At 67.2% G+C, this 24348-nt stretch carries 22 protein-coding genes and 2 riboswitches; of the genes, 10 read left to right on the forward strand and 12 right to left on the reverse strand.

Going from position 1 to position 24348, the window contains the following annotated elements; genetic code table 11:
- Positions 1-58 precede the first annotated feature (58 nt).
- From ACWF5H_RS08665 to ACWF5H_RS08680, 4 genes are all read right to left on the reverse strand, one after another.
- Positions 59-1162: a matrixin family metalloprotease gene (locus ACWF5H_RS08665; RefSeq protein ID WP_452036214.1), complete on the reverse strand. Its 1104-nt coding sequence runs from the start codon at positions 1160-1162 to the stop codon at positions 59-61.
- A gap of 129 nt (positions 1163-1291) precedes the next feature.
- Entirely contained in the window at positions 1292-2431 is a 1140-nt protein-coding gene (locus ACWF5H_RS08670; RefSeq protein ID WP_452036216.1) for a VIT1/CCC1 transporter family protein, read from the reverse strand.
- Positions 2432-2704: 273 nt separating this feature from the next.
- Positions 2705-3868, reverse strand: coding sequence for a cation:proton antiporter (locus ACWF5H_RS08675; RefSeq protein ID WP_452036217.1), 1164 nt, complete (start codon positions 3866-3868; stop codon positions 2705-2707).
- A gap of 12 nt (positions 3869-3880) precedes the next feature.
- Positions 3881-4372 (reverse strand): cation:proton antiporter regulatory subunit, encoded by a 492-nt coding sequence (locus ACWF5H_RS08680; protein ID WP_452036219.1) that lies wholly within the window; start codon positions 4370-4372, stop codon positions 3881-3883.
- A gap of 234 nt (positions 4373-4606) precedes the next feature.
- Between ACWF5H_RS08680 and ACWF5H_RS08685 the strand changes: the two genes are divergently transcribed.
- The 5 genes from ACWF5H_RS08685 to ACWF5H_RS08705 all read left to right on the forward strand — a co-directional run bounded on the left by ACWF5H_RS08685 (position 4607) and on the right by ACWF5H_RS08705 (position 10724).
- Positions 4607-5182, forward strand: a complete 576-nt coding sequence (locus tag ACWF5H_RS08685) for a helix-turn-helix domain-containing protein (RefSeq protein ID WP_452036221.1) — start codon at positions 4607-4609, stop codon at positions 5180-5182.
- A 268-nt stretch (positions 5183-5450) separates the two neighbouring features.
- Positions 5451-6515 carry an agmatinase gene (gene speB / locus ACWF5H_RS08690; protein WP_452036223.1) on the forward strand — a complete coding sequence of 355 codons (1065 nt, stop codon included), beginning with the start codon at positions 5451-5453 and terminating at the stop codon, positions 6513-6515.
- A gap of 65 nt (positions 6516-6580) precedes the next feature.
- Positions 6581-8227: a thiamine pyrophosphate-binding protein gene (locus tag ACWF5H_RS08695; protein ID WP_452036716.1), complete on the forward strand. Its 1647-nt coding sequence runs from the start codon at positions 6581-6583 to the stop codon at positions 8225-8227.
- Positions 8228-8422: 195 nt separating this feature from the next.
- Positions 8423-8908, forward strand: a complete 486-nt coding sequence (locus ACWF5H_RS08700; protein ID WP_452036224.1) for a MarR family winged helix-turn-helix transcriptional regulator — start codon at positions 8423-8425, stop codon at positions 8906-8908.
- Between the two features lie 4 nt (positions 8909-8912).
- Positions 8913-10724: an MFS transporter gene (locus tag ACWF5H_RS08705; RefSeq protein WP_452036226.1), complete on the forward strand. Its 1812-nt coding sequence runs from the start codon at positions 8913-8915 to the stop codon at positions 10722-10724.
- 96 nt (positions 10725-10820) lie between these two features.
- On the opposite strand, the gene ACWF5H_RS08710 is transcribed toward ACWF5H_RS08705, so the two are convergent.
- Positions 10821-11249: a very short patch repair endonuclease gene (locus ACWF5H_RS08710; RefSeq protein WP_452036227.1), complete on the reverse strand. Its 429-nt coding sequence runs from the start codon at positions 11247-11249 to the stop codon at positions 10821-10823.
- A gap of 207 nt (positions 11250-11456) precedes the next feature.
- On the opposite strand from ACWF5H_RS08710, the gene ACWF5H_RS08715 reads away from it, so the two are divergent.
- Positions 11457-12401 (forward strand): aldo/keto reductase, encoded by a 945-nt coding sequence (locus ACWF5H_RS08715; protein ID WP_452036717.1) that lies wholly within the window; start codon positions 11457-11459, stop codon positions 12399-12401.
- A 162-nt stretch (positions 12402-12563) separates the two neighbouring features.
- Here the strand turns inward: ACWF5H_RS08715 and ACWF5H_RS08720 are convergent, their stop codons facing one another.
- From ACWF5H_RS08720 to ACWF5H_RS08735, 4 genes are all read right to left on the reverse strand, one after another.
- Positions 12564-13472, reverse strand: coding sequence for a M23 family metallopeptidase (locus ACWF5H_RS08720; RefSeq protein ID WP_452036228.1), 909 nt, complete (start codon positions 13470-13472; stop codon positions 12564-12566).
- A gap of 3 nt (positions 13473-13475) precedes the next feature.
- Positions 13476-13649: riboswitch (cyclic di-AMP (ydaO/yuaA leader) on the reverse strand.
- A 204-nt stretch (positions 13650-13853) separates the two neighbouring features.
- On the reverse strand, positions 13854-14468 hold the full coding sequence (locus tag ACWF5H_RS08725) for an HNH endonuclease (RefSeq protein WP_452036229.1): 615 nt from the start codon (positions 14466-14468) through the stop codon (positions 13854-13856).
- A 103-nt stretch (positions 14469-14571) separates the two neighbouring features.
- Positions 14572-14973 carry a GlcG/HbpS family heme-binding protein gene (locus ACWF5H_RS08730; RefSeq protein ID WP_364652453.1) on the reverse strand — a complete coding sequence of 134 codons (402 nt, stop codon included), beginning with the start codon at positions 14971-14973 and terminating at the stop codon, positions 14572-14574.
- 32 nt (positions 14974-15005) lie between these two features.
- The gene (locus ACWF5H_RS08735) at positions 15006-15197 is read right to left on the reverse strand and encodes a hypothetical protein (RefSeq protein WP_452036230.1); all 192 of its coding nucleotides are present in this window, start codon (positions 15195-15197) and stop codon (positions 15006-15008) included.
- A 159-nt stretch (positions 15198-15356) separates the two neighbouring features.
- Here ACWF5H_RS08735 and ACWF5H_RS08740 point away from each other — a divergent pair, with 159 nt between their 5' ends.
- Positions 15357-17144 carry an FAD-binding dehydrogenase gene (locus ACWF5H_RS08740; RefSeq protein ID WP_452036232.1) on the forward strand — a complete coding sequence of 596 codons (1788 nt, stop codon included), beginning with the start codon at positions 15357-15359 and terminating at the stop codon, positions 17142-17144.
- 276 nt (positions 17145-17420) lie between these two features.
- Positions 17421-18044 carry an FMN reductase gene (locus ACWF5H_RS08745; protein WP_452036233.1) on the forward strand — a complete coding sequence of 208 codons (624 nt, stop codon included), beginning with the start codon at positions 17421-17423 and terminating at the stop codon, positions 18042-18044.
- 96 nt (positions 18045-18140) lie between these two features.
- Here the strand turns inward: ACWF5H_RS08745 and ACWF5H_RS08750 are convergent, their stop codons facing one another.
- The 3 genes from ACWF5H_RS08750 to ACWF5H_RS08760 form a co-directional block, all read right to left on the reverse strand.
- Positions 18141-18566: a pyridoxamine 5'-phosphate oxidase family protein gene (locus ACWF5H_RS08750; protein WP_364652456.1), complete on the reverse strand. Its 426-nt coding sequence runs from the start codon at positions 18564-18566 to the stop codon at positions 18141-18143.
- Positions 18567-18774: 208 nt separating this feature from the next.
- Positions 18775-19404, reverse strand: coding sequence for a superoxide dismutase (locus tag ACWF5H_RS08755; protein WP_452036235.1), 630 nt, complete (start codon positions 19402-19404; stop codon positions 18775-18777).
- Positions 19405-19654: 250 nt separating this feature from the next.
- Entirely contained in the window at positions 19655-23230 is a 3576-nt protein-coding gene (locus ACWF5H_RS08760) for a TM0106 family RecB-like putative nuclease (protein ID WP_452036237.1), read from the reverse strand.
- A 277-nt stretch (positions 23231-23507) separates the two neighbouring features.
- A riboswitch (SAM riboswitch) is annotated at positions 23508-23631 on the forward strand.
- Between the two features lie 29 nt (positions 23632-23660).
- On the opposite strand from ACWF5H_RS08760, the gene ACWF5H_RS08765 reads away from it, so the two are divergent.
- The gene (locus ACWF5H_RS08765) at positions 23661-23807 is read left to right on the forward strand and encodes a hypothetical protein (protein ID WP_452036238.1); all 147 of its coding nucleotides are present in this window, start codon (positions 23661-23663) and stop codon (positions 23805-23807) included.
- On the forward strand, positions 23804-24292 hold the full coding sequence (locus ACWF5H_RS08770; protein WP_452036240.1) for a PIN domain-containing protein: 489 nt from the start codon (positions 23804-23806) through the stop codon (positions 24290-24292). The genes ACWF5H_RS08765 and ACWF5H_RS08770 overlap by 4 nt, the downstream gene beginning before the upstream one ends.
- Positions 24293-24348: the final 56 nt, after the last annotated feature.

Below are 24348 nucleotides of genomic sequence, written 5' to 3' on the forward strand. Positions count from 1 at the left end.
CCGGGCCCGCGGCTATAGAAGAGCATGCACCAGGCCCTAAACGTCCTCCAGCGACGTCCTAAAGCTCGGGAACACACTCGCCCTGGCCCAGCAAGGAGAGGCCGGAGAGGTCCCCGTCGGCAAATTCCAGGATGTCGTGGGACGCCTGTGCATACATCAGTTGGTTGGGGTCATCGACGTGGTCCAAGCCAATCAGGTGGCCCAGCTCGTGCATGATGATGGCCCGGGCGGAATTTTTGCCGGCGGGGGAGCCGAGCAACTGACGGAACTGCGGGGTGTCCAGTTCTATCTGGCCGGAGACATACGCGGAAACCCCACCCCGTGAGGCCCAGCCGCTTCCGCCCAGCCCAATGGTCGGGCCGGCCAGCGCGGGGCTGTGTTCGGGGTCGGACCAGGCAATCAGCACCGGAGCCCAGCGCTCGCCGTAGCGGTCGGGCTGGTAGGAGGGGCGTCGCTCGGTGGGCCGCTCGGTGGTCGTGCCCTCGTAGATGAACTGCAGGCCGGTGGCATCGGAAACGCGTTGCACCGCCTGCTGGACCAGATCCGCGCCGCCGGCGGGGGAGTCCGTCGTGCGGACCACGTAACGGATCGGACGGCAGGGGTCGTACGCGATGTAGTCCTGCCCCGCTGTCGGTGAGGCGAGGAAGCGATACGAATTGCTCTCCTCGTTCAGCGGCGCGGGAAGGCCCAGCGGTGCCTCCGCGATGTCGACGCCCGACGGCGGAAACCCGCCGTGGCCCAAGCCCTCGGCCGTGGATCCGCCGTCGAACGGGGCGGCGTGGGCCGCCTCGCTGGGTTGCACCGCCGATGCGAACCGCGGCTGGGCAAGCCAGACGAAGGCCCAAGCCACCAAGGCAGCGATGGCGGCAAGCAGCATCAGCTTGCCGAACGGTGACGGACCGCCGCTGGGCTTCAGCTCCGGCCGCGTGACCGAGATGTGCCGCGCCGACGGCAGTGGCCGGACGGGCAGCTGCCACGGAACCGGGCCCTGCCGCGCGGTCGGGTTGACCCAGACATCCGGCTGTTCCGTGGCGGCATCAGGGCGCTGGCGTCCGTCGGAATCGGCCTGGGCCCACTGCGGCACCCGTCCGGTCCGGGATCTGGGCGCGGGCCAGCTGGGACCCGGCGCCTCGCCCGGGCCGTCTGTCGGCGGCCAGCCCATGGTCCCCCTCGCATGGCGGACAGCGGGAGCCTCGTTGCCCCGCTCGCCTCAGAGTAACCAAGCCTTGGGACAAACGGTAGGTGTCTGCCAGATGGCCGGCAGATGAACTGGCCGGCCAGGGCCGAGGTGTCAGGCTGCGCCGGTGCCGAACAACGAGCCCAACAGGTAGGTGGCCAGCGCGGCGCCGAAACCGATCGCCAGTTGCCGCAAGGCACGCTTGACCGGTGAAGCACCGGAGAGCAATCCAACGATGCCACCGGTCACCAAAAGCGCCAGGCCGACCAGAATCAGTGCGACCACCACGGCTGCTGTGCCCTGCAGGCCGAAGATGTACGGCAGGATCGGGATCAGCGCGCCGGAGGAGAAGAACAGGAAGCTGGACACGGCGGCATTCCAGCCGGTGCCGATCTCCTGATAGTCGTTCGCGTAGGACTCCGGCGCTTGCAGCGACAGGCTCGGATCACAGTCGCAGTCCAGATAGCCCATTCGTTCGGCGGCGCGGTGCTCGGCCGCTTCCAAGGTCATGCCGCGGGCGCGGTACACCAGCACCAGCTCATTGGCCTTCAGGTCCAGGTCCGGTGCAGCCTGCAGTGTGATCTGGGTGGGCCGGGTGGCGGAGAGCAGTTCCCGCTGGGAGCGGACTGACACGTATTCGCCGGCACCCATGGAGAGCGCGCCGGCCAGCAGTCCGGCGAAGCCGCTGAACAGGATGAACCCGCTCGATACGCCGGTGGCTCCGATGCCCATGATCAACGCCAGGTTGGAGACCAGGCCGTCGTTGGCGCCGAAGACCGCGGCTCGGAAGTTGCCGGAGAGCCGTGCCCGGCCGCGGGTGGCCAGGCCGCGGATGACCTCTTCGTGGATCAGTTCGTCGGCGGCCATGGCCTCGGTGGCGGCGGGTTCGGTGGCGTACGGGGAGCGGCTCTCGGCCCGTTGTGCCAGGGCCAACACGAACACCGAGCCGAAGCGGCGGGCCAGGAAACGCAGCACGGTGCGGCGGAACGACGGACGGAGCCGTTGGTCGCCGTGCTCGCCCAGCAGGTCGCGCCAGTGCTTTTCGTGCCGGCCTTCCGCCTCGGCCAGGGCGAGCAGGATCTCGCGTTCTTCGCCGTCGCGGCGCTGGGCCAAGTCACGGTAGATGGCGGCTTCGGCACGTTCGTCGGCCAAATAGCGGCGCCATAGCCTGATGTCGGATTTCGACGGCGTTGCTTGGCCGTCGGAGTGGGGGTCCAGAGGGGCGGGGCCGGCTGGATCGGGGCTCGTTGTCACGTTGCTCCTGAGTCGGACCGGAGACGGTTCGATGATCTCCGGTCAGTTAACAATCAACTGACCGAAGGTCTCGCTCGCCTATGCGCAGGATCAGGTCGTGCCTTTTCGTGCGCCCAGGTGGACTGCCGGGCCGCTCATGCTGGCCAGTATGTCGACAGGCCTCCACGCCCTTGCGCGCAAGCCGCGCGGCGGTGGAGCTACTCCCCTTCGCAACCTCCATTGTAGCTGGTCGGGGCGAGCAGGCCTCTCAGCCAGCGGCGACGCCTCAGGTTCCTAATGCGCGCGTTTACGCCGGTTCGGGTCTGTCCAGCTGTCAATGAACCGGGTCAGGACGGGGCCGGCCACGGCCAGAATCAGAACATAGGCAGCAGCCAAGGGTCCGACCGCCGTGTAGCCGGCTGAAACAGCCAGCCCGGCGATGATCACGGAAAACTCGCCACGGGTCGTCAGCGCGGCCCCCGCCCGCAACCGTCCGCGGAGTTGGACTCCCTCCTTCCCCGCCGCATACCAGCCGCTGCCGATCTTGGTGGCGGTGGTGACAACCGCCAGCAGCAGCACCGCGGGCAGGATCGGCAAGACATCGGCCAGACTGATCGACAGACCAAAGGTCAGGAAGAAAAACGCCGCGAAGAGGTCACGTAACGGGCTCAGGATCTGCCGTGCGCGGTCCGCGAAACTCTGCGGAATCGCGATACCCACCAAAAAGGAACCGACGGCCGCTCCGGCTCCTACTCCTTCGGCGATCCCGGCCACCACCAGCGCAATGCCCAGCAGCCGCAGCATGACCTGTTCGTCCTTCGGGTGGGAGAGCAGACGCCCCACCCTATGCCCCGCCTTGTGCGCCGCGGCCAGGATCAGGGAGACAGCACCAAGCGCCAGGGCAACGCCGCCAGCTGCCTGCCAGGCCCCGCCGCCGGAGAGGAATACCACGAGCATCGGCAGGTACAAGGCCATCGCAATGTCCTCCAGTACCAGCACCGACAGGACAGCCGGAGTCTCCCTGTTCCCCAAGCGTCCGAGATCATCGAGCAGCCGGGCGATGATGCCCGAAGAGGAGACCCAGATAACCCCGCTCAGGGCCAAGGCCGCCTGCCAAGGCAGTCCCAGCAGCAGTCCGAAAAGGAACCCGGGCACAGCGTTCAAGAGGAAATCCACCAGGCCAGAGCTTCGGTGCCGTTGGAGACTGTGCATCAGTTCGGTCGCCGAGAATTCGAGCCCGAGCAGGAGCAGCAAAAGAATGACGCCGATCTCCGCTCCGGCCTCCACGAAGGGGCCCGCCGCGTTCACCGGCAGCAGCCGGCCCTCGCCGAAGAGCAGCCCGGACAGCAGGTAAAACGGAATTGGTGAAAGGCCGAGCCGGTGCGCGAGCAGACCGAGCCCGGACAGGACGGCGAACAGAATCCCCAGTTCGATGAGTAGAAGCGAGAGATGCTGCACGGCGGCGGACGGCTATCCGGTTGGCGGTGGGCTGATCAGTGCTTCAAGAGCGGACAGCCCGTCGGCTCCGCCCACGGCGATGAGGACGTCGTGGGACAGCAGGCGCTGCTGTGGAGTCGGCGCGGTGATCACTGATTCGCCGCGGATGACCGCCACAATGGAGCAGCCCGTTCGTGTTCTGGCCTTGGTGTCGCCCAGGGGGTGGCCCGCGTAGGGCGAATCCGGTCCAACGGTGATGCGTCTGGTTTCCAGCCCCGGTATTTCCTTGGAGAGCTGGGCGAAGCGCTGGGTTATCCGCGGGGCGCCGAGAAGTTCTGCGAGCTGTGACGCTTCTTCCGGTTCCAGCTGGAGGCGGCTGACCGCCCGGTCCGGATCGGCCTCGTCGAACGTGAACAGGTCGGCCCCGCCCTCCCGGTCAATAACCAGAGCGAGTCTGACCCCGGAATTGGCGGTGAAGTCATAGCGGATGCCGACGCCCGGAAGGATGGTTTCCTCGATGTCCACACCACGATCTTAGGCTCGCGAGCTAGCGCCGTGGATAGGCCCGGGCGGTTCGGCAAGGCATCGAGCGGAGAACACCGTAACGGCGGAAAGACCCCTACTTGCCCAGCAGGCAACAAGTGTTGAGTGTTAAGCTATTTGTGGTCTGTGGCACGTCGACTTCGGCCGCCCGCGGCGCCGGTCTATCCCGGTCGCTGCCTACCTGCTCCCACCACCTCGGCCCGAGAAGGATGTCTAGTGAAGGCACTGCCCGTCGAACCCAGCAATGACCCGGTGGCCATCGGGTCTCGGATCCGTGCAGCCCGCCAGGGTCAGCGGATGACCATCGAGCAGGTGGCTGACTCTACGGGGCTCACCAAGGGCTTCCTCAGCCGGGTGGAGCGGGACCTGACCTCGCCGTCGGTCGCGTCGCTCGTCACCTTGTGCCAGGTGCTGTCCATCTCCATCGGCGACCTCTTCTCCATGCCGGAAACGCAGCTCACGCGCGCAGGGAAGGGGCCGCGGATCAGTCTGGGCGGCGAAGGTATCAAGGAGGAACTGCTGACCGCCCGGCACGAGCGCCGGCTCCAGATCATCCGCGCCGTGATCGCACCGCGAGGCCGTGGCGAAACCGACCTCTACGCGGTGGACTGCGACGTGGATGTCCTGCATGTGATTGCCGGCCGCATCACGCTGGTTTTCACGTCCGAACGCTACGAGCTTGCCGCGGGCGACACCATTTCCTTTTCCGGCCGCGAGCCACACACCTGGATCAACGAGACCGACGAAGAAGCCATCGTCACCTGGACGTTGGTTCCCGCCGCCGCCCGTTAGTTGGCGCTGCACGAGCGACTCCTGACCCGCCGCGCTGCGCCGGTGGCTCGTTGACTCGCTGTGCCGGCGGTCCCCTGACCGCTGCGCTGTGCCGTTCATGGTGCGCGCCTGCGTGCACGCCCGAACCGCGCGCGCCGCACCGGCAACCTTGACTGTTACCGGTGCCACAAATACCATTTCAGGCAACAGATGTTGCACATAGGGCAACCTTGCCCCGCGCCGGGCTGCGCCGCGCATCCCGCGCCGTCCGCCGCATCGAAGGAGAACCATGGAAGAGCTTCGTATTGAAGCCAACGGGCACCTCGGTCCGATCGACTCATCCCGGATTCCGCGCTACGCCGGCGCCGCCACCTTCGCCCGGCTGCCCCGCTTGGATCAAGTACAACAGGCGGACATCGCCGTCGTCGGTGTTCCCTTCGATTCGGGCGTTTCTTATCGCCCGGGTGCCCGCTTTGGCGCCAACCATGTGCGCGAGGCCTCGCGGCTGCTGCGCCCGTATAACCCTGCCTGGGACATCAGCCCGTTCGAAGCGGTCCAAGTGGCGGACGCCGGCGACATGGCCGTCAACCCGTTCAACATCAACGAGGCCATCGAAACCATTCAGCAGAACGCGCTGGACCTGACCGCCTCCGGCACCAAGCTGGTCACGATTGGCGGCGACCACACCATTGCCCTGCCTCTGCTGCGGGCGGCTGCCGAGCGCGCCGGCGGGCCGGTGGCCATGCTGCACTTCGATGCGCACCTGGACACCTGGGACACCTACTTCGGCGCCGAATACACGCACGGCACGCCGTTCCGCCGCGCGGTGGAGGAAGGCATCCTGGATACCGAATCCATCTGCCATGTGGGCACCCGAGGCCCGCTTTACGGCAAGAAGGACCTCGACGACGACCACCGCTTCGGCTTCGGCATCGTCACCAGTGCCGACGTTTACTACCAAGGCGTCCGGGAAGTAGTGGCCAAGCTGCGCGACCGGATCGGCAACACCCCGCTCTATATCTCCATCGACATCGACGTGCTGGACCCGGCCCATGCGCCCGGCACCGGCACCCCGGAAGCTGGCGGCATCAGCAGTCGCGAACTGCTGGAAATCATCCGCGGCTTCCGCGGCATGAACCTCATCGGCGCCGATGTGGTGGAAGTGGCGCCGGCATACGATCACGCCGAAATCACCGGGGTGGCCGGCAGCCATGTGGCCTACGAACTCGTCTCTTTGATGGCCGACAACGCAGTAGGCGGCGGCTCCCGCAATGGTTACGACGCGCAGGCGCTGGCGGCCCCGCGGCCGTCGCAGCCGCAGGACATCGAGTCGGACCAGGAGTCCTTCGAGTGACGGCACCGAAGAGCGGGGCCCTTCCCGGCGCCGGCGCGGCCCACGCCGGGCCTTCCAAACCGGCCGTGCGCAACGGCGGGGACCTCGTCGTCGAAACTCTCAGTGCTTTGGGCGCGACGACGGTGTTCGGCATTCCGGGGCAGCATGCCTTGGGCCTGTTTGACGCTTTGTCCAGGTCGCCGCTTCATTTCGTCTCCTCCCGAGTGGAGAACAACTCGGCTTTTGCCGCCGACGGGTTCTCCCGTGCCACCGGCGATGTTGGCGTGCTGTTCCTCTCCACGGGCCCCGGTGCGCTGACCTCGCTGGCCGGGCTGCAGGAAGCCTACGCCACGGGGGTGCCGATGGTGGTGATCGCCAGCCAGATCCCGTTGGAAGGCCTCGGCGCCCGCCGCAAGGGCATGCTGCACCAACTCGACGACCAGAAGGCCTCGGCCGCAAATGTCACTAAGAGCCAGCGGCTGATCCAGCACGCCTCCGGCATTCCGTCCGCCATCCAGGATGCCTGGACCGAGGCCATCTCCTCGCCGCAGGGGCCGGTCTGGGTGGAGGTGCCGCAGAATGTCCTGCTGGATCCCATCATGGTGCCGCCGGTGGAGGATGCGCTGGCCGAAGCGTTCGACAACCCGCCGCGGACCGAACTGGTCAAGGAAGCGGTGCGTTGGCTCACCGAAGCCAAGCGGCCGGCGATCATCGCCGGCGGCGGCGCCCGGCGGGGTAAAGCCGAACCGTGGCTGCTCTCCGTCGCGGAGAAACTGCATGCGCCGGTGGTTTGCTCTCCGGGCGGCAACGGTGCGTTCCCGTGGAATCACGAACTGTCGCTGCAGTCCTGGGTGGAGGACCGGTATGTCACCGACGTCCTTGAAGAGGCCGACGTCCTGGTGGTGGTGGGTTCGTCGCTGGGCGAGGTGACCAGCAACTACTTCACCATGGAGCCGCGCGGCCGGATCATCCAGATCGACGCCGAACCTCGCGTGCTCGAGTCCAACGGTCCGGCGCTGGGCATCCGCGCCGACGCCGGCCAGGCGCTGCACGCCCTCGACGACGCCCTCTCCGGCGAGCTGCGGAACCGGCCGGACTGGCACGGTCAGACCCCCGAGCAGCTGGTCAAGGACACGCTGGCCAAGGTTCAGGCCCGGCTGGACAGTCAGGACCTGGCCAAGGAGCGGGCCTTCATGGCCGATATCCGCGCGGCCGTCCCGGACGCCATGCAGACCTTCTGGGACATGACCATTTCGGCCTACTGGGCCTGGAGTTGCTGGGACTCGCGCCAGGGCCAGTTCCATTCCGCCCAGGGTGCCGGCGGCCTCGGGTTCGGTTTCCCCGGCGCCATCGGCGGCAGTGTGGGCCTGGCCAGCCAGGGAAAGCCGGCCCGGGTGCTGGCCGTCTCCGGGGACGGGTCGGCCATGTATTCGATCAGCGAACTGGCCACTGTGCGCCAGCACAACCTGCCGGTGACCTGGCTGATTGTGGACGACGGCGGTTACGGCATCCTGCGCGAGTACATGGAAGGTGCCTTCGGCCAGGCCACGGCCACGGAGCTGGCCCGGCCCGACTTCGTCGCCTTAGCGGAGTCCTTTGGCGTGCCCGCCCGGAGGGTAGCGCCCGAGGGTATCCGCACTGCGCTTGAGGAGAGCTTCGCCGCCGAGGGCCCGAACGTCGTCGTCGTGGAGACCCTGCTCAAGATGTTCGCGCCCACGCATCTGGACAACTGACCCGCGGCAGGGCCGGCGTGGGCCGGTCCGGCAGCCCAATCGAGGTATCAGCAGCCGGCCTTCTCAGACCCGAGAAGGCCGGCTGCTGACTCTTCGATGCGGTGAGGGTGTGTGCCAGATCCCATTCATTTAGTTTGCCGAGACAACTAGTTGGAGTTATAGTTGCTTTAGGCAAGTATAAGAATGAGGTGTGCCGTGGCTGTCGAAACTGAAACCGCCCAAGAGCTGGTGGCCTGCGTCTTTTCCCTGCAGCGGTCCCTGCGTGCCGCGACGCACCACATGGCGGATCCGTCCGGCCCGGGCTTCGCGCTGCAGGGCGTGATGCGGATCATTGGCGAAGCGGGGGAGCTGCGTGCCACTGAGTTGGCGGCCAAGCTGGGCATCGGTCCGGCGGCCCTCAGCCGGCACATCGCGGACCTTGAGGCGTCAGGTTTCGTGTTGCGGAGACCGCATCCCGACGACGGCAGGGCATCGCTGATCTCGCTTTCCGAGGCCGGCGAAGCCAGCATGCGGGCCGAGGCGATCCGCCGGGCTTCCCTTATGCAGGGCATGCTTGGCGACTGGTCGGAGGACGAAGCCCAAGCCGCCATCACCGCCGTCGGCCGCCTGGCCGAGGCCCTCCACACCTCGATCCTGTCAACGAAGCCGGGAACCCACCGCTACGAACCCGCAGGAGTCTGACCCGGTGAACGAATCTACTGAACCAAACCAGGCCTCGGACGTGCTGCTCAAGGAGCGCCCGCTGCCGGGCAACTCTCCCGCCGAACGGGCAGATGCCGAACACGCGCCCGCCAAGCGGACCTCCGCCGACGGCGACCTGATGAGCCACAAGCAGATCCTGCAGGTCCTCACCGGCCTGCTCGCAGCCCTGTTCACCGCGATGCTGTCCAGCACCATCGTGGGCAACGCGCTGCCCACCATCATCGCCGACCTGCACGGCACCCAGACCGATTTCGCCTGGGTGGTCACCGCGGCGTTGCTGGCGAATGCGGCCACCACACCGATCTGGGGCAAATTCGCCGACCTGTACAACAAGAAGCTGTTGGTCCAGCTCTCCATCGTCATTTTTGTGGCCGGCTCCGTGCTGGCTGGATTTGCCCCGGACATGACCACGTTGCTGACCGCGCGGGTGGTCCAAGGTATCGCGATGGGTGGCCTGACCGCGCTGGTCCAAGCCATCATCGGCACCGTTATTCCGCCGCGCGAACGCGGACGCTACGCCGGCTACATGGGTGCCGTCATGGCCGTGGCAACAGCCGGTGGCCCGCTGCTGGGCGGCTTCATCGTGGACAGCCCGTTGGGCTGGCGCTGGACCTTCTTCGTCTGCGTCCCGTTGGCCGTGATCGCGCTACTCATGCTGCAGAAGACGTTGAAGCTGAGCCACGTGCGCCGTCAGGTGAAGATCGACTGGCTCGGCTCCGTGCTGCTCACAGCCGGCGTCTCCATCCTGCTGATCTGGGTCTCCTTCGCCGGCCAGCCCGGCCACTACGCGTGGCTCTCCGGGACCAGTGCGCTGATGGTGGGCATCGGCGTCCTGCTTCTGGTGGTGTTGGTGTGGGTGGAGTCCAAGGCTGCCCAGCCGATCATCCCGCTGAAGATCATCACCGAGCGCACCACGGCGCTGTCCATCATCGCTTCCATCTCCGTGGGGGTGGCGATGTTCGGCTCCGCCACGTTCGTCGGCCAGTACTTCCAAGTGGCCCGCGGCGCGACGCCGACCGAAGCTGGCTTGCTGATGCTGCCCATGGTTGCCGGCAACCTGATCGGCGCCACAGTCTCCGGGCAGCTGATTACCCGCTATGGCAAATGGAAGCGCTTCCTGGTCATCGGGGCCATCCTGGTGATCAGCGGAACCGGTCTGGCCGGCATGATGGATCACCAAACATCGCTGTGGCTGGCCGGCACCTTCCTGCTGCTGCTCGGCATGGGCATGGGCCTGCTGATGCAGAACCTGGTGCTCGGCGTGCAGAACACCGTGCGGGCCAAGGACATCGGCGCGGCCAGCGCCTCCGTGGCGTTCTTCCGCTCCTTCGGCGGCGCCATCGGCGTCTCGGTGCTCGGCGCCGTGCTCGCCGGCCGGGTCAATACCCTGGCCACCGCCGGCATGCGGGACGCGGGCATCCCGGTCTCCGGAGACGGTGCCGGTGCCACGCTGGACTTCGCGGCCCTGCCTCCCGCGGCCGCAGAGATCATGCGGTCTGCCTATGGGGACGGCACGGCCCTGATCTTCCAACTGTCCGCCGTCATCGCGGTTGTGGCGCTGATTGCGGTGCTGTTCATCAAGGAACGGCCGCTGCGCCGCACCATCGACATCAAGCCGACCACAGCAAGCCCGGTGGAACCCGGCATGGTCGGCGGCGCCGGACCGGTGATGACCGGTTCGCTCCCGCTAGTTGACGGAGCCGGCCCCACGGGCGCCCAGCCCACGGGCGGCGGGCAGCCCGACGCGGTCCCCGGCCAACATGACGCGGCCGTCGGCGGGTCGAGCAGAAAATAACGATGGCGGAGCGCCCCGCCCTGGTGGAAACCACCGGGGCGGGGCGCTTTCGCGTCGGCAACCAAAACTGGCCCGGTATCCGGTCACCCAGCCGTTTCAGTCCAAAAACTCCACCAGTCGGTCCGCCAAGGCGGCCAGGTCGCCAACCTTCTTGAATTCGCACTCCCACACGGTGAGGACCTGCCAGCCCGCCTCCTGCAGTGCCGCCTGCTGGATCCTGTCCCGGGCGGCCGTGCGGGTGCGTTTGGCATCCCAGAACTCGGCGTTGGACTTCGGCGCATGCTGGCCGACTCTGCAGTCGTGAGCGTGCCAGAAGCAGCCGTTGACGAAGATGACCTTGCGGCGCCCCGCGAACACCAGATCCGGTTTGCCCGGCAGCTTCTGGCCCCCGGCGCTGCCATGCAGGCGATAGCGGTAGCCCCTGGCATGCAGCAGCCTCCGGACCAGCAACTCCGGTTTGGTGTTCTTGCCGCGGATCTTGGCCATATTGGCGCTGCGCTGCTGGGGTGTCAGCAAGTCAGCCATGGTTTAAGTCTAGGTTGCACGGACAGGCAAGCCGGAGGCCTGCCGCCGGCGGTTTCGGCGGCTCGACTGGGGCCCGGACCCTAGAAACGTGACGTTTTGCGCGTGACTGCGCTCTCATTCGCGACCGGAGCGGCAGCCGCCGCACTATCCTTTAACGCTGTAGCGGCGGGCGAAGATCCGCTGCCCTTCCCTTCGAAAGGACTCTCGATGCGCTTGATCGGCACTTCGGACCTCAAGATTTTCCCGCTCGCTTTGGGCGGCAACACCTTCGGCTGGACCTCCGATGAGCCCGGCTCGCAGCAGGTACTGGATGCCTTCGCCGATGCCGGCGGCAACTTCATCGACACCGCGGACAGTTACTCCTCCTGGGTTCCGGGAAACACCGGCGGTGAGTCCGAGTACATCATTGGCCGCTGGATGGCCGAGCGGAAGAACCGCGATTCGATGGTCATTGCCACCAAAGTCGGTGGACACCCGGAGCTTCAGGGCCTCTCGGCGGTGAACATCGCTGCCGCCGCGGAGGCTTCGCTGCAGCGGCTGGGCACGGACCATATTGACCTTTACTACGCCCACCACGACGACGAGGGCACGCCGCTGATCGAGGCGGCCGCAGCCTTTGACGCTTTGGTGAAGGAGGGCAAGGTCCGCCAGATCGGTCTGTCCAACCTGTCTCCGGAGCGGATCGCTGAGTGGATCAGCATCGCCCTGCAAAACGGCTTCGCGCTGCCGGTGGCGCTGCAGCCGCACTACAACCTGGTGGCCCGCAAGGATTACGAGCAGGGTTACGCGCCGCTGGCCCGGGAGCACAATCTCTCGGTATTCCCCTACTTCTCCCTGGCCGCAGGCTTCCTGACCGGCAAGTACCACAGCACCGATGACGCCGAGGCTAGCCCGCGCGGCGGCATGGTGGGGGACTACCTCACCGCCAAAGGCTTCGCGGTGGTGGATGCCGTGGAGACCATCGCCTCCTCCCGTGGGATCTCCATCACGACGACGGCACTCGCCTGGCTGCTCAGCAAGCCGGGCATCACCGCGCCGCTGGCCAGCGCACGGACGCCCCAGCAGCTGCCGGAGCTGATGGCTGCCGCGGACGTGGATCTGACCGCCGAGGAAGTTTCCGCCTTGGACCAGGCGTCGCGGCCCTTCGCCTGAACCCTCCGCTTGAGGCCGGTCCACACCGACCGACGGCGGCGTCCACCCCTTGAAACCGCCGGGTGGGCGCCGTCGTCGTGCTTTAAACGAATGACGGCGACGTCCACCGCGTAGGTGGGCATCGCCGTCAGGTGGCGGAAGCTCCGCCGTCGTTGCTGGGGCTTAGAGCCAGCCGGCCGGATCCACGGTCTGGCCGTCCTTCACAACCTCGAAGTGCAGGTGGCAGCCGGTGGAGTTGCCGGTGGTGCCCAGCTCGCCGATGCGCTCGCCCTGGGCGACCTTTTGGCCCAGCGAAACACCGATCGACTGCAGGTGGTTGTAGGTGGTCTTCAGGCCTCCGCGGTGCTGGACCACAATGCGGTTTCCGCCGCCGCCCACCTGGAAGCCTGCCTCAACGACCTTGCCGCCGTCGGAAGCGTTGACCGGGGTGCCGCAGCCCATCGCGTAGTCGATGCCGGTATGCAGTTCGCCGGCCGCGCCGGTGATCGGATTCGACCGGTAGCCGAAGCCGGAGGTCTGCTTCATATGCGGAATGGGGGCCTTCAGGCTGCCGGTCGCGAAGCCGGCGGTCTTGGCCTTGGCCGCATCGGCCTTTTTCGCGGCAGCGATGGCCGCCGCCTTCTTCTTGGCGGCCGCCTGGGCCTTTGCCTTCTTGTCCGCGGCGGCCTTCTGATCGGCCGCGGCCTTCTTGGCAGCGTCGTCAGCCTTCTTCTTTTCGGCGGACGCGGCGGCAACCTTGGTCTCTTCCTGGGCGGCCTTGCTGGCAGCCCAGGGCCGGTCGAACCGGAGGTCGGCTCCCTTGGCAGCCTGGACGCTGACCGCACTGATGTTGGATACGGGTTCGGTGCGAACCAGTTCTTTCGCGTCGCCAGCATGGGCCACCGGGATGGCAATCACTGCCAGCATGCCGGCGGTTGCGGCTGCAATGCCCGCCTTGCGGGCAACCGAGTGGGCCGCGGCGGGCGCTTCTGCGCGGCGGCGGCCAGCGGGTTCTCCGGCAGAGCGGGAGATCAGGGACAGGGGCGACGTACGGGTGTCGGAACGGCGACGACCGCGGACAGGAGTGTTCACAGGGATTCCTCTCATGCGCCTGCGAAGTTAGCTGTCGGATTCGAGCGAGAGCTCACTCGGTCCTGCCGGCATAGCCGCGGGAAGCCGGCTTGCCTCTGAGGACTTCACCCCATGGTGCCCCCAAGCACCGTACGTGGTTCCTCCGCCCCTGCCTTCGACATAAAGCTCGATATCTTATGGTCCGCCGGCAGGGTTCGACGGGCGGACCGGGCCTACCTTCATAGTAGGAACTGCATCCAATTTACTGGAGCGACACGCGGCGTTACAACTTCGTTATCCGTGTTCCTTGTCACGGGGAAGTGCCGGTGGTCCCGGAGTCGCTCCAACGACCAACCGTGATCCGGCCGCCATACAAGCCGCTCATTGCCGTCATCTGGCCGCTCACCCCATCAACCAGGCCGCGGTCTGCGTTCGGCCGGAGATCTCATTGCGCTCGCCGGCCTGTACCGGAACGCCGGCCGGAAAGTAGCTGTGGCGCCGTTCTTCCAGCCGCTGACGGGACTTCGGCGAGGGAATCGAGGTGCCCTTGCTCCGGTCGCAGCTCGCGCAGGCCGCCACGAAATTGGTCATCACGGTGGACCCGCCCTTCTTCCACGGGAAGAAATGGTCGCCGGTGGTGGCCGGGTTGGGGCAACGGCGGCGCCGCGCAACCTCCAGTTCGCACTGGCCGCCGGCTCGTGCCAACCCTTCGCGGCGTTGCTCCCGGTTAAATTTGCGCAGCGGATCCCGGCGGCGCACATCGCGGGAGCGCCGGATTCGTGCAACAACGGCCACCGCCACCAACGCGAGGACCGGCGGACCGATCCAGCCCAGCACGGGCCACGCCGCCCGGACCAGCGCTTCGGCGCCGTCGCCCATGAGAAGCTGCCGGATCCCCTGTAGCAGGCCGGTACCCAGGATGGCCGAGACCACCGCATAGGCCAGCCACGCCAAGGCAGCGACGAAGGCCCACAGCGTGATCCGCCGCGACCAGTAAATCATCCCAAGTTCAGACATCTCCCCACCCGAAGTCCCCCAGCTCCGCGAGTCAATCCGCCATCAGGTTAGCCGAGGCACCCTGTGAATTCCTCGGCCCACCAGCCCGGCCCACCAGCCCGGCCTACAACGCGGCCGCTCCGGCCTCGGCCACCGACTGGTCCTGCTCGCCGGAGCCGCCGCTAACGCCGATCGATCCCACCACCTGGCCGTCCCGGGAGAGTGGAATGCCACCGGCGAAGATCATGATCCGGCCGTGGTTGCTGGCGTGGATCCCGTAGAACTGATTGCCCGGCTGGGAATTGTCGCCCAGGTCCTTGGTCTGGATGTCGAAGGCCCGGGATGTGAAGGCCTTGTTGATCGAGATGTCGATGCTGCCCAGCCACGCTCCATCCATCCGCACATGCGAGACCAGGTTTCCGCCGGCGTCGGCCACGGCAATGTTCATGGGCTGGCCGATCTCCGCGGCCTTGGCCTCCGCGGCGGCAATGACCCGGCGCGCATCTTCCAGAGTGACGGTGTGCATGGTTGCTCCTTGATCGAAGGCCGCGGGCGGTCCTAGTGGATGTAATCGTTGGGACTGAGCACGTAGGTGGCGGCGGCTTCGGTGCCGAAGGTCGCGTGGCCCTTCGGTGCATCCCCCAGAGGAAGGGCTGTCGCGTTGACCGCCTTGGCGATCGGCACCCTGTCGCAGCCCATCGCTTCGACCGTGCCGGTTTCCTGGTCAGCGACCGCTCGAGTGCTGCTCATGGAGGATCCTCTCTGATCCGGACCGGAGCCACGGGTGGATAGGTGCCACCGTAGCCCTCGAGGCGCAGGGCTGGCTAGGGCTGCATCTCCGCGTCCTCGACGCAGCGATTCCGCCCGGCCCCCTTGTGGCTCCGCACCCGATCCGCAAGGGTGGACCCCATGGGTGCGAACACAGCGGCAGGCCGGATGGTGGGCGCGGATGTCATCGTGGTGGGTGCCGGGCTCTCCGGCCTGGTGGCCACCGCCGAGTTGACCGAGGCCGGGCGCCATGTGCTGCTGGTGGAGCAGGAATCGGAGGCCAACCTGGGCGGCCAGGCCTGGTGGAGCTTCGGCGGCCTGTTTCTAGTGGATTCGCCGGAGCAGCGCCGGCTGGGTGTCAAGGATTCGGTAGAGCTGGCCTGGCAGGACTGGCTGGGCACCGCCGGCTTCGACCGGCCGGAGGACTACTGGCCGCGCCGCTGGGCCGAGGCCTACGTGAACTTCGCCGCGGGCGAGAAGCGGGCGTGGCTGCGCGAGCGCGGGCACCGGATCTTCCCGGTGGTGGGTTGGGCCGAACGCGGCGGCTACGAGGCGAGCGGACCCGGCAACTCGGTGCCCCGCTTCCACATCACGTGGGGGACCGGTCCCGGCCTCGTGGAACTGTTCGCGCGCCGCGTGCGGGAAGCCGCCGACGCCGGACTGGTCACCTTCGCCTTCCGCCATCGGGTGGACGGGCTGCTGACGCAAGACGGCGCGGTCACCGGGGTGCGCGGCAGCATTTTGGAATCGACGACGGCGGAGCGCGGCCACGCGTCCTCACGCACCGTGGTGGGGGATTTCGAATACCCGGCCGGCGCCGTCGTGGTGACCTCCGGCGGCATCGGTGCGGACCTGGACGCGGTGCGGCGGAACTGGCCGCAGCGCCTGGGCACGCCGCCGGGCCACATGGTCGCCGGTGTACCCGAATACGTGGACGGTCGGATGCTCGGCATTGCGCAGGCGGCCGGTGGCCGGGTGATCAACCCGGACCGGATGTGGCACTACGTGGAGGGCATCCGGAACTGGGATCCGGTGTGGGCCCGGCACGGCATTCGGATTCTGCCCGGTCCCAGCTCGCTCTGGCTGGATGCAACCGGACAGCGGCTGCCGGCGCCGCTGTTTCCCGGGTTCGACACCCTGGGCACGCTGGCGCACCTGCGCTCCACCGGACACGACTACAGCTGGTTCATCCTGAACAAGAAGATCATCGAGAAGGAGTTTGCGCTCTCCGGTTCGGAGCAGAATCCGGACCTGACCGGAAAGTCGGTGAAGGAAGTACTCAAGCGGGCGACCACGGACGTGCCCGGCCCGGTGCAGGCCTTTCTGGACCACGGTGTGGACTTCCTGCAGGCGGACACCGTGCCGGAGTTGGTGGCCAAAATGAACGAGCTGGTCAGGAAGCATCCGCTCGGCGAACCGGATGGATCGGCCGCGGTCGCAGACGCGCCGGGCGGGTCTGAAGACACCATGACACCGGCCGAACCCGTGCTGCCGGCATTCAGCGAAGACCGGGACGGGCCGATGCTGGACCCGGCCGTGGTTGAGGCCGAGATTCAGGCGCGGGACCGCGAGGTGGGCAATGCCTACGGCAAGGACGCGCAGCTGATGGCCATCCGCGCGGCGAGACGCTATCTGGGCGACAAGTTGGTGCGCACGGCCAAGCCGCATCGACTGCTGGATCCCGATGCCGGGCCGCTCATTGCAGTGCGGTTGTCGGTGCTGACCCGCAAGACGCTCGGCGGCCTGGAAACGGATCTGCAGTCACGGGTGCTGACAGCGCACGGGCAGCCGGTTCCCGGACTCTATGCAGCCGGGGAGGCGGCGGGGTTTGGCGGCGGCGGCATGCACGGCTACCGCTCGCTGGAAGGAACCTTCCTGGGCGGCTGCCTCTTCAGCGGCCGCGCTGCCGGCCGTGCAGCCGGTTCCTGACGCATCCGTTCCCGACGCGGGCACAGCCCCAGCCGTTCCCGACGCGGCCGTTCCCGAGGCGGCAACCGCTCCGCCCGGTTCCTGCTCCGGTGGCCGCCCGCCCATTCGGGCCGCGGTCGGGGCCGGGCCGCTCCGCTGCGATGTCCCCGCGAGTCCAAGCCACAACCGCCGCCGAGCAGGGCCGTGAGAACGAGGTCGCGGGTGGCCGGAATAAACCGGAGCAGACATCGGTTTTCCCTGTAGATGCGATTGCATGGACTATCAAGGAGAGCCGCAGTGTCAGAACGTAAGATCGTAGTCATTTCAGCCGGACTCGGCGTACCGTCCTCCAGCCGGATGCTGGCCGACCAGTTGGCTGCTTCCACGGCGGACCAGTTCCGTCTGCAGGGTGTTGAAGCCGAGATCCAGATGGTGGAGTTGCGAGACTATGCGGTCGATATCGCCAACAACATGGTGACCGGTTACGCGGCGCCGAAGCTGGATGAGGTGCTCAAGGCGACGGTTGCAGCGGATGCGCTCATCGTAGTGACCCCGGTCTTCAGCGCTTCCTACAGCGGCCTGTTCAAGTCCTTCTTCGATGTGGTTGAGCCGCGCGCGCTCGCCGGCAAGCCGGTGCTGATGGGTGCCACCGGCGGCAGCGCCCGGCACTCGCTGGCGCTGGACTACGCTGTCCGCCCGCTGTTCAGCTACCTGCGGGCGCGGACCGTGCAGACCACCGTCTTCGCCGCACCGGAAGACTGGGGTGCGGGCGAGGCCGGAACCAGCGGACTGTCCGAGCGTTCCGACCGCGCGGCTGCCGAACTGGTTGATCTGGTGCAGGGCGCGCCGGTGACCGAGCGCGGCCGCGGCGGCGTCGAGTCCAAGAGCTTCGAGGAGATCCTCGCCAGCGTCGGCCACTGAGTCAGCGTCCAACACTGAGCCCGACGAGGGCTCGGTCAGGGATCGTCCCCGGCGCACCAACGCCGCGTCGCGCCCCGGACCGGGCCTTTCGTGTTGCTAAAAGCGTTCGGGCTGCTCGCCAAACTTGAAGTGCCGGCCGCTGATGCTTGCCGGCTTCACCTCCACATAGAAGTCCTTGAGGGTGGGAATCCAGGTCTCGACCGGCAGCGCCTCGGCAGCCGCTATCTCCTCCTGGGTCTGGAGCACCCGTGCGGTGCCTTTGACCACCACGCTCCACGCTTCGCCGCTACCGATGCCGTCCGCCTCGAACAGCACCCGTTCGTTGATGGTCAGCTCGGCCAACTTGGTGCCCGGCGCCGTCCGCAGGACCAGCCTGCCGTCGCGGGCTACAAAGTTGATCGGAAAGATGTCCGTTTCGCCGGCGGCGGTGAGGACGAGGCGTCCGTGCTTGGTGTTCTCCAGCAGCTTCCAAGATTGCTCGTCGGTGAGCTCAAGGATCGGGTCGTCATGTTCAAACATCATGCCGCTATCTTCTACAGTTCCGTAGAAGAAGGGAAGCCTTTGGGGGAACACTGGGGCACCGGACTGGAAAGAGTCGGGGCCGTCTTCTGCCGCCCGTCGGGTGGGGCAGCAGCGGATTAAGCGGCGAGGCACCGCCGTTCAGCCGGGTGTCCGGCCAACGGCGGTGCCTGCAGGGTCAATCGCCGTGCAGTGGCACGGCAGGCCGGTGTTACTTGGCGGGGGTGATCAGTGCGGAAGCGCCGGTGCGGGCGGCGTCGAAGCGGGCGGCGACGTCGGCCCAGTTGACGATGTTCCAGAACGCCTTGACGTAGTCGGCCTTGACGTTGACGTAGTCCAGGTAGAAGGCGTGCTCCCACATGTCCAGCATCAGCAGCGGGATGGTGCCCACCGGGATGTTGCCCTGCTGGTCGTAGAGCTGTTCGATGACCAGGTTGCCGCCCAGCGGTTCGTAGGCCAGCACGGCCCAGCCCGAGCCCTGCAGGCTCAGCGCTGCGGCGCCGAAGTGGCCGCGGAACGCGTCGAAGGAACCGAAGTACTCATCGATCGCCGAGGCCAGCTCGCCGGTGGGCTTGTCGCCGCCTTCCGGGGAGAGGTTCTTCCAGAAGATCGAGTGGTTGGTGTGCCCGCCGAGGTGGAAGGCCAGGTCCTTGGACAGCTTCGGCACGTTGCCGAACTCGCCCTTGGAACGGGCGTCGGCCAGCTGCTCCAGTGCGGTGTTCGCGCCGGCCACGTAGGTGGCGTGGTGCTTGGAGTGGTGCAGCTCCATGATCCGGGCCGAGATATGCGGCTCCAGGGCTGCGTAATCATAGTCGAGCTCGGGCAGTTCGTACTTGCTCATGTTCTTCCTCTTCTCGTCGGAATTACTGTGCGTAAACTACTACGTGCACACTTCCAGCCGGCACGGGCAACGGGGTGGTTGGCCCGCCGGGCTGCCGCTTCTCATTCAAGCATGTTCGGGCCCGGCACCGTAGCGGATTTCGCCCGTAACGTAGCACGACATCCGCAGCATGCCGGGGCAGTTTGGCCTTCCGACCCGTTTCACCTCTGGCCCGCGGGCCAAGCTGAGGTCAATTCAAGCCGAGGTCGATTTAAGCAGGGCAGTCGCAGAGCCCGGCGAAGGCACCGAGTTCCTCAAGGCCGGCGGGCCGCGCCGGCAGGTAGTCGGTGAGCGCTCGGGAGCGAACGATGACCGCGCGCCACTGTCCCCGCGAGACCGCCACGTTGTTGCGGTTCCGGTTCAGCACGAATTCCATCCCGCGCGGAGCTTCGGCAGCCGCGGACACAGCGGTGGAAACGATCACGACGGGCGCTTCCTGGCCCTGGAACTTGTCTACCGTGCCGACCCTCACGTCCGGCAGGCCAGCGTCATCGAGTACCGAGCGGATCAGCTGGACCTGGGCGTTGTACGGTGCCACCACCAGGATGTCCGCACCGGCCAGCGGGCGGGGCTTCGCTGTGCCATCTTCGCGCCAGGGCAGACCCACATGCCTGCGGACCTGGGCCAGCACCTCGGCGGCTTCCTCCGGTGACGACGTGGCGTTGCCCTGATGGTCAACGTAGACGCACTCCACTCCGGCCATGGCTCCCGTCAGGTGCCGCGCGGCGGCAGCGGGTGCCGATTCGAGCCGCCCGTCGTAGGCCAGGACTGACACTGCCCGGCAAAGGTCCGGATGCATGCGCCAGCTCCGGGCGAGGAAGTAGCCCAGCTCCGGCGGCAAGGTGGCATGACCTGCAGAGAGCCAACCGAGGGCGGATTCGTCCACCGGTTCCGGGTGCGTGCCCTGGGTGACTTGCGGCAGTTGCTGCGGATCGCCGAGCAGCAGCAGTCGCTTGGCCGCGCGGGAAACGGCCAGGGTGTTCGCCAGCGAGAACTGGCCGGCTTCGTCAATGACCAGCAGATCCAGCGACTTGGGCGGGACCGCCGAACCGGTCATGGTCCACGCCGTGCCGCCGATCAGCGCACCTCCCGGCGACTCTAGCAACCGGGTCACATCTGTGGTGCTTCGGTTGGGCCAGGGAAGGTCATGGTCGCCGTTCGGTTTTTTGGCAACCAATTCCGGCGGCACACCGGCCTTTTCGATGGCGGCGCGCAGCATGTTGTCCACCACGGCATGCGACTGGCCGACCACGCCGACTTTCCAGCCCAGTGCCACCAGCCGGGCGACGGCGTGCGACCCGACGTAGGTCTTGCCGGTGCCCGGCGGCCCCTGAACCGCCAGGTAGGAGTCCTGCAAATCGGCGACGGCGGCGGTGATCGCATCAACGTAACCGTCCGGGTGGCCCTGGACTGCGGGCAGTTGAGCCAGCGTTGCCAGCCGAGGCGGCCGCCGTCGCAGCAGATCCAGCGCCGGTTCGGCGGGGAAGTTCGGCAGCGTGCCGGCAACGGCGGCCGCTAAATCGGCCAGAGCCTGACGGATGGATGTAGTGGGCACCGGCTGATCGGGTGTCAGCGCCACCGGGAACTCGGTGTACGGGTCGGCGCCGCGCGGCAACCGCTCCTTGATGACCAGCATGTCCTTCCCGCCGTCCGCCCCCAGTTCCAGCACCTCGGCGCCGAAGCTGTAGGCACGGTGGTTGACGCCGTCTTTCTGATCGCAGAGAAAGGCCGGGTACGGCTGGTTGTAGAGGCGGCAGAGCAGGCTGCCTTCCTTAATGGTGGAACCGGGAGCCAGCCGGCCGGTCAGCGCGAGAACGCGGACCGGGTTGCTGCGGGAGGTCGGCTTCGCCCATTCGGTAACCACGCGGACGGAATCGACAGTGAAGACGTCGCGCACGTCGGCCCAGTCCTCGACCGGGGCATCCAGCCGGTCAAAATGTGCCCACCAGAACTGCTTCGCTTCGCGCCGGTGGTAGCCGACGGACGCCGCGACCATGGCAACCGCCTGTTCGTCCGCGGACAGCTCCTCGCCTCGTGAGGCGGCCTCGGCGGCGGCTGCCGCCACGTAGTCCAGCAGCCGCTGTTCCTGCGGCAGGACCGGTTTGCCGTCGTCAGCGGCTGTTCCCGCCGGGAGGGCAGGAGCGGACTCCGCTGCCTGTCCCTGGACAACTCCGCGTTCGGCGGCCAGCCCCAGCAGCCAGTTGCGCAATTCCAGCGTGGACAGGCAGTCGTACTCGTTGTAGTCCGCAATGCTCTTGAGGATCGTGTCGGCTTCGGAGTCATCGCCCGCGTCCCGGGCGGCGCAGTACTGCGCGTACGCCACGACGGATGCACCGGCGTCCGTCACGTCGCCGGAGCGCAGGTTATTGCCCATGTAGAGCGGTTCCAGTTTCTTGATGCTGTAGGAGTTCTCCGAAATCCGCAGGCTGTGCCTGACCGTGTCGTAGAGGTCAACCAGCACGCCCTCGCGCAACAGTTCATCCACAGCCTCTTCGCCGACCAGATGCTGCAACGACAGCCGGCGCAGGGCGGCCTTCTCGTAGTTGGCGTAGTGGTAAATGTGCAAGCCTGGGTGGTTGCGGCGCCGTTCGGACACGTAGTCCAAAAAATCCGCCAGCGCTTTTCGTTCACCGGAGCGGCTGTGCGCCCAGAAGGGTTTGAACGGTGCGGGGCCGCCACCCGCCGGAGGGTTCTCCACCACGCCGAACAGGTACTCCAGCCCCCAGACCGCGTCCTCGTCCTGCCAGAGCGGGTCGCCCTCGAAGTCGAAGAAGATGTCGCCCGGGTCCGGCTCGGGCAACCGGACCAAGGTGTGCTGTTCCAGCACGCGGTACGCCACGGTGTGTTCGTCACCGTCCTTGCGGAAGGTGACCCTGCCGTCCGGCTCCGCGGTGCCGGTCTGCATGCGCGCCTGGTCGCGCAATCGGGCCAGCGCGCCGGTCGACGATTCGCCGGCCGGCAATTCCAGCGCGGCCAGTTGGTCGATCGTGCGGATTCCCGCCGAATGGAGTTTGCGGCGGCGTACCGTGCTCATGTTCGCCACCAGCAGGAGATCGCGGTGCAGCTCAACCTGTTCGGCGCAGTAGTCGCAGCGGCCGCAGGCCCTAACCCGTTCGTCTCCCCAGCGGACCGCCGCGGGCTGCCCGCGGTGTGCGGCGACCAGGTCCAGGAAACGGCCGCGGCGTTCGCGGAAGACCGGCAGCAGGTCGGTCAGGCTGTGGTCGCTGTGCCGGCCGTCGCCGAGCACCAGCGTCACCGTCGGAGCCGCGCTGATGCCGGCCTGGAGGAGCTGGTCCCCGTAGGCGGCCAGCTGCAGCAGCGCGGTGACCTTGGCGTGGCGGGCCAGCTTGGTGTCGTAGACGGCGTAAGCCGGGGCACCGCCGTCGTGCTGGGTCTTGACCAAAAAATCCGACCGGCCATGGAATCCGCCGTCAAAGAAGGAGGCCTGGAACACCACGTCCGCGCCGGACTGCAGCGCCGCAATGGATTCGGCATGCTTGGCCAAGAGGTCTTCGCGCGTGTAACTGCGGGTCTCGGCGATCTCCACCACGCCGGAGCCGAAAGCGTTGCGGAACTGCTGCAGGACGCGGTGCTCGTGCACATCGCCCAGCGCCGCAGTGCGCTCGAGCATCTCGTCCCGGCCGAAGTCCGGCACCGGGGAGCGGCCCAGCTTCTCGTCCAGCTTGCGCAGCAACTGGTACTCGCACTGGGCGGCGGTGACCAGGTCGGTGGCCGTGTAGACCAGGTCCCGGTCAGCCCCGGCGGCGTCGGAGTCGAGCAGAAACACGGTGCCTCCTTGCACAAGTACGGCAGCTGCCAACCCGGCCGGCGGCGGGGTCCCCCCAACGATATCCCGCCGCCGTCCGGTGCCTGCCGGCAGTTAAAGATGTACCAGCCGGTGCGGACAGTTTCGGAAGGATGCGCTTGGCAGGCCGCCAAAATGCCCCGTGCGCGGTCATCATTCGCCGCATCCCCGCTCCAAGATGAAACGTTACGGTGCCCTGTTACGCGATGTGACCACGATCTCTCACAGCCGGCGCCCGGACCAGCTAAAGTAGCCCTAGCTTCAAGAATTGTGGCCGCCAAGCTCCGACTTTGGCCACATACCAACCCCACGCTCGTTGGGTGGTTCGGATGACGAAGCGGCCTGCATCAGCCACTGGCTACCGGTGCGGGCAAGAGCACCCGAAAGGACGCGGCGCCCGGCGCCGGCTGCCATGGAAACCCTTGAATCCCCGCAACTCCAGGTCTTGAGTCTGGCCGACTACGAGCAGATCTCCGCAGCAAGGGAAGCCTTTGTGGATTTCTTACTGGATGCGGCGGTGCAAACCCGCGGGCAGCAGCGCGCCGTCGCGGCCCGATGACCAGCAGGACCGAATCAACACCATCGGCGGCCGGTCCCGCGCCGACAGCCGCTGAGACCACCGGGCCGCGGCGTGCCCGCGGGCTGCTGTTGGACACCGACGTGGTCGCCGAACTCAGGCGCGAGAACCCAGACCCCGCCGTCGTGGAGTTCCTGCAGCGGCGCCGCCGCTCCCGCGTCTACATTTCAGCGCTGACGCTGGGGGAGCTGCACGCGCTCAGCACTCAGGACAGCGCCCTGGCCGGGCAGGCGGACAGCTGGCTGGCCGAGCTGACCGACCGGTTCGCCGCGTACATCCTTCCGGTGGACCAGCAGGTGGCGGAGGCTTGGGCGCCGCTGGCCATCCAGGATGTGCCGGCCGTGGAGTCGCTGATTGCCGCGACGGCCGTCAAGCATTGCCTGACCGTGGTGTCCGGCAACGCCGAAGGCTACCGGCGGCTGTCGGTTGAGGCATGCGACCCGTGGAAGTCTGCCGCCGGCGGATGAACCCCGGCGGATGAACCCCGGCGGATTAACCCCGGCTGATGAACCCCGGCTGATAG

The organism is Arthrobacter sp. NPDC055138 (assembly GCF_053607305.1).

What these genes read in the sequence shown, in the direction of transcription:
- ACWF5H_RS08665 (WP_452036214.1), bottom strand. Translation starts at nt 1,162, where the DNA reads ATGGGCTGGCCGCCGACAGACGGCCCGGGCGAGGCGCCGGGTCCCAGC.
- speB (WP_452036223.1), top strand. Translation starts at nt 5,451, where the DNA reads ATGGAAGAGCTTCGTATTGAAGCCAACGGGCACCTCGGTCCGATCGAC.
- ACWF5H_RS08710 (WP_452036227.1), bottom strand. Translation starts at nt 11,249, where the DNA reads ATGGCTGACTTGCTGACACCCCAGCAGCGCAGCGCCAATATGGCCAAG.
- ACWF5H_RS08715 (WP_452036717.1), top strand. Translation starts at nt 11,457, where the DNA reads ATGCGCTTGATCGGCACTTCGGACCTCAAGATTTTCCCGCTCGCTTTG.
- ACWF5H_RS08725 (WP_452036229.1), bottom strand. Translation starts at nt 14,468, where the DNA reads ATGTCTGAACTTGGGATGATTTACTGGTCGCGGCGGATCACGCTGTGG.
- ACWF5H_RS08730 (WP_364652453.1), bottom strand. Translation starts at nt 14,973, where the DNA reads ATGCACACCGTCACTCTGGAAGATGCGCGCCGGGTCATTGCCGCCGCG.
- ACWF5H_RS08735 (WP_452036230.1), bottom strand. Translation starts at nt 15,197, where the DNA reads ATGAGCAGCACTCGAGCGGTCGCTGACCAGGAAACCGGCACGGTCGAA.
- ACWF5H_RS08740 (WP_452036232.1), top strand. Translation starts at nt 15,357, where the DNA reads ATGGGTGCGAACACAGCGGCAGGCCGGATGGTGGGCGCGGATGTCATC.
- ACWF5H_RS08750 (WP_364652456.1), bottom strand. Translation starts at nt 18,566, where the DNA reads ATGATGTTTGAACATGACGACCCGATCCTTGAGCTCACCGACGAGCAA.
- ACWF5H_RS08755 (WP_452036235.1), bottom strand. Translation starts at nt 19,404, where the DNA reads ATGAGCAAGTACGAACTGCCCGAGCTCGACTATGATTACGCAGCCCTG.
- ACWF5H_RS08765 (WP_452036238.1), top strand. Translation starts at nt 23,661, where the DNA reads ATGGAAACCCTTGAATCCCCGCAACTCCAGGTCTTGAGTCTGGCCGAC.
- ACWF5H_RS08770 (WP_452036240.1), top strand. Translation starts at nt 23,804, where the DNA reads ATGACCAGCAGGACCGAATCAACACCATCGGCGGCCGGTCCCGCGCCG.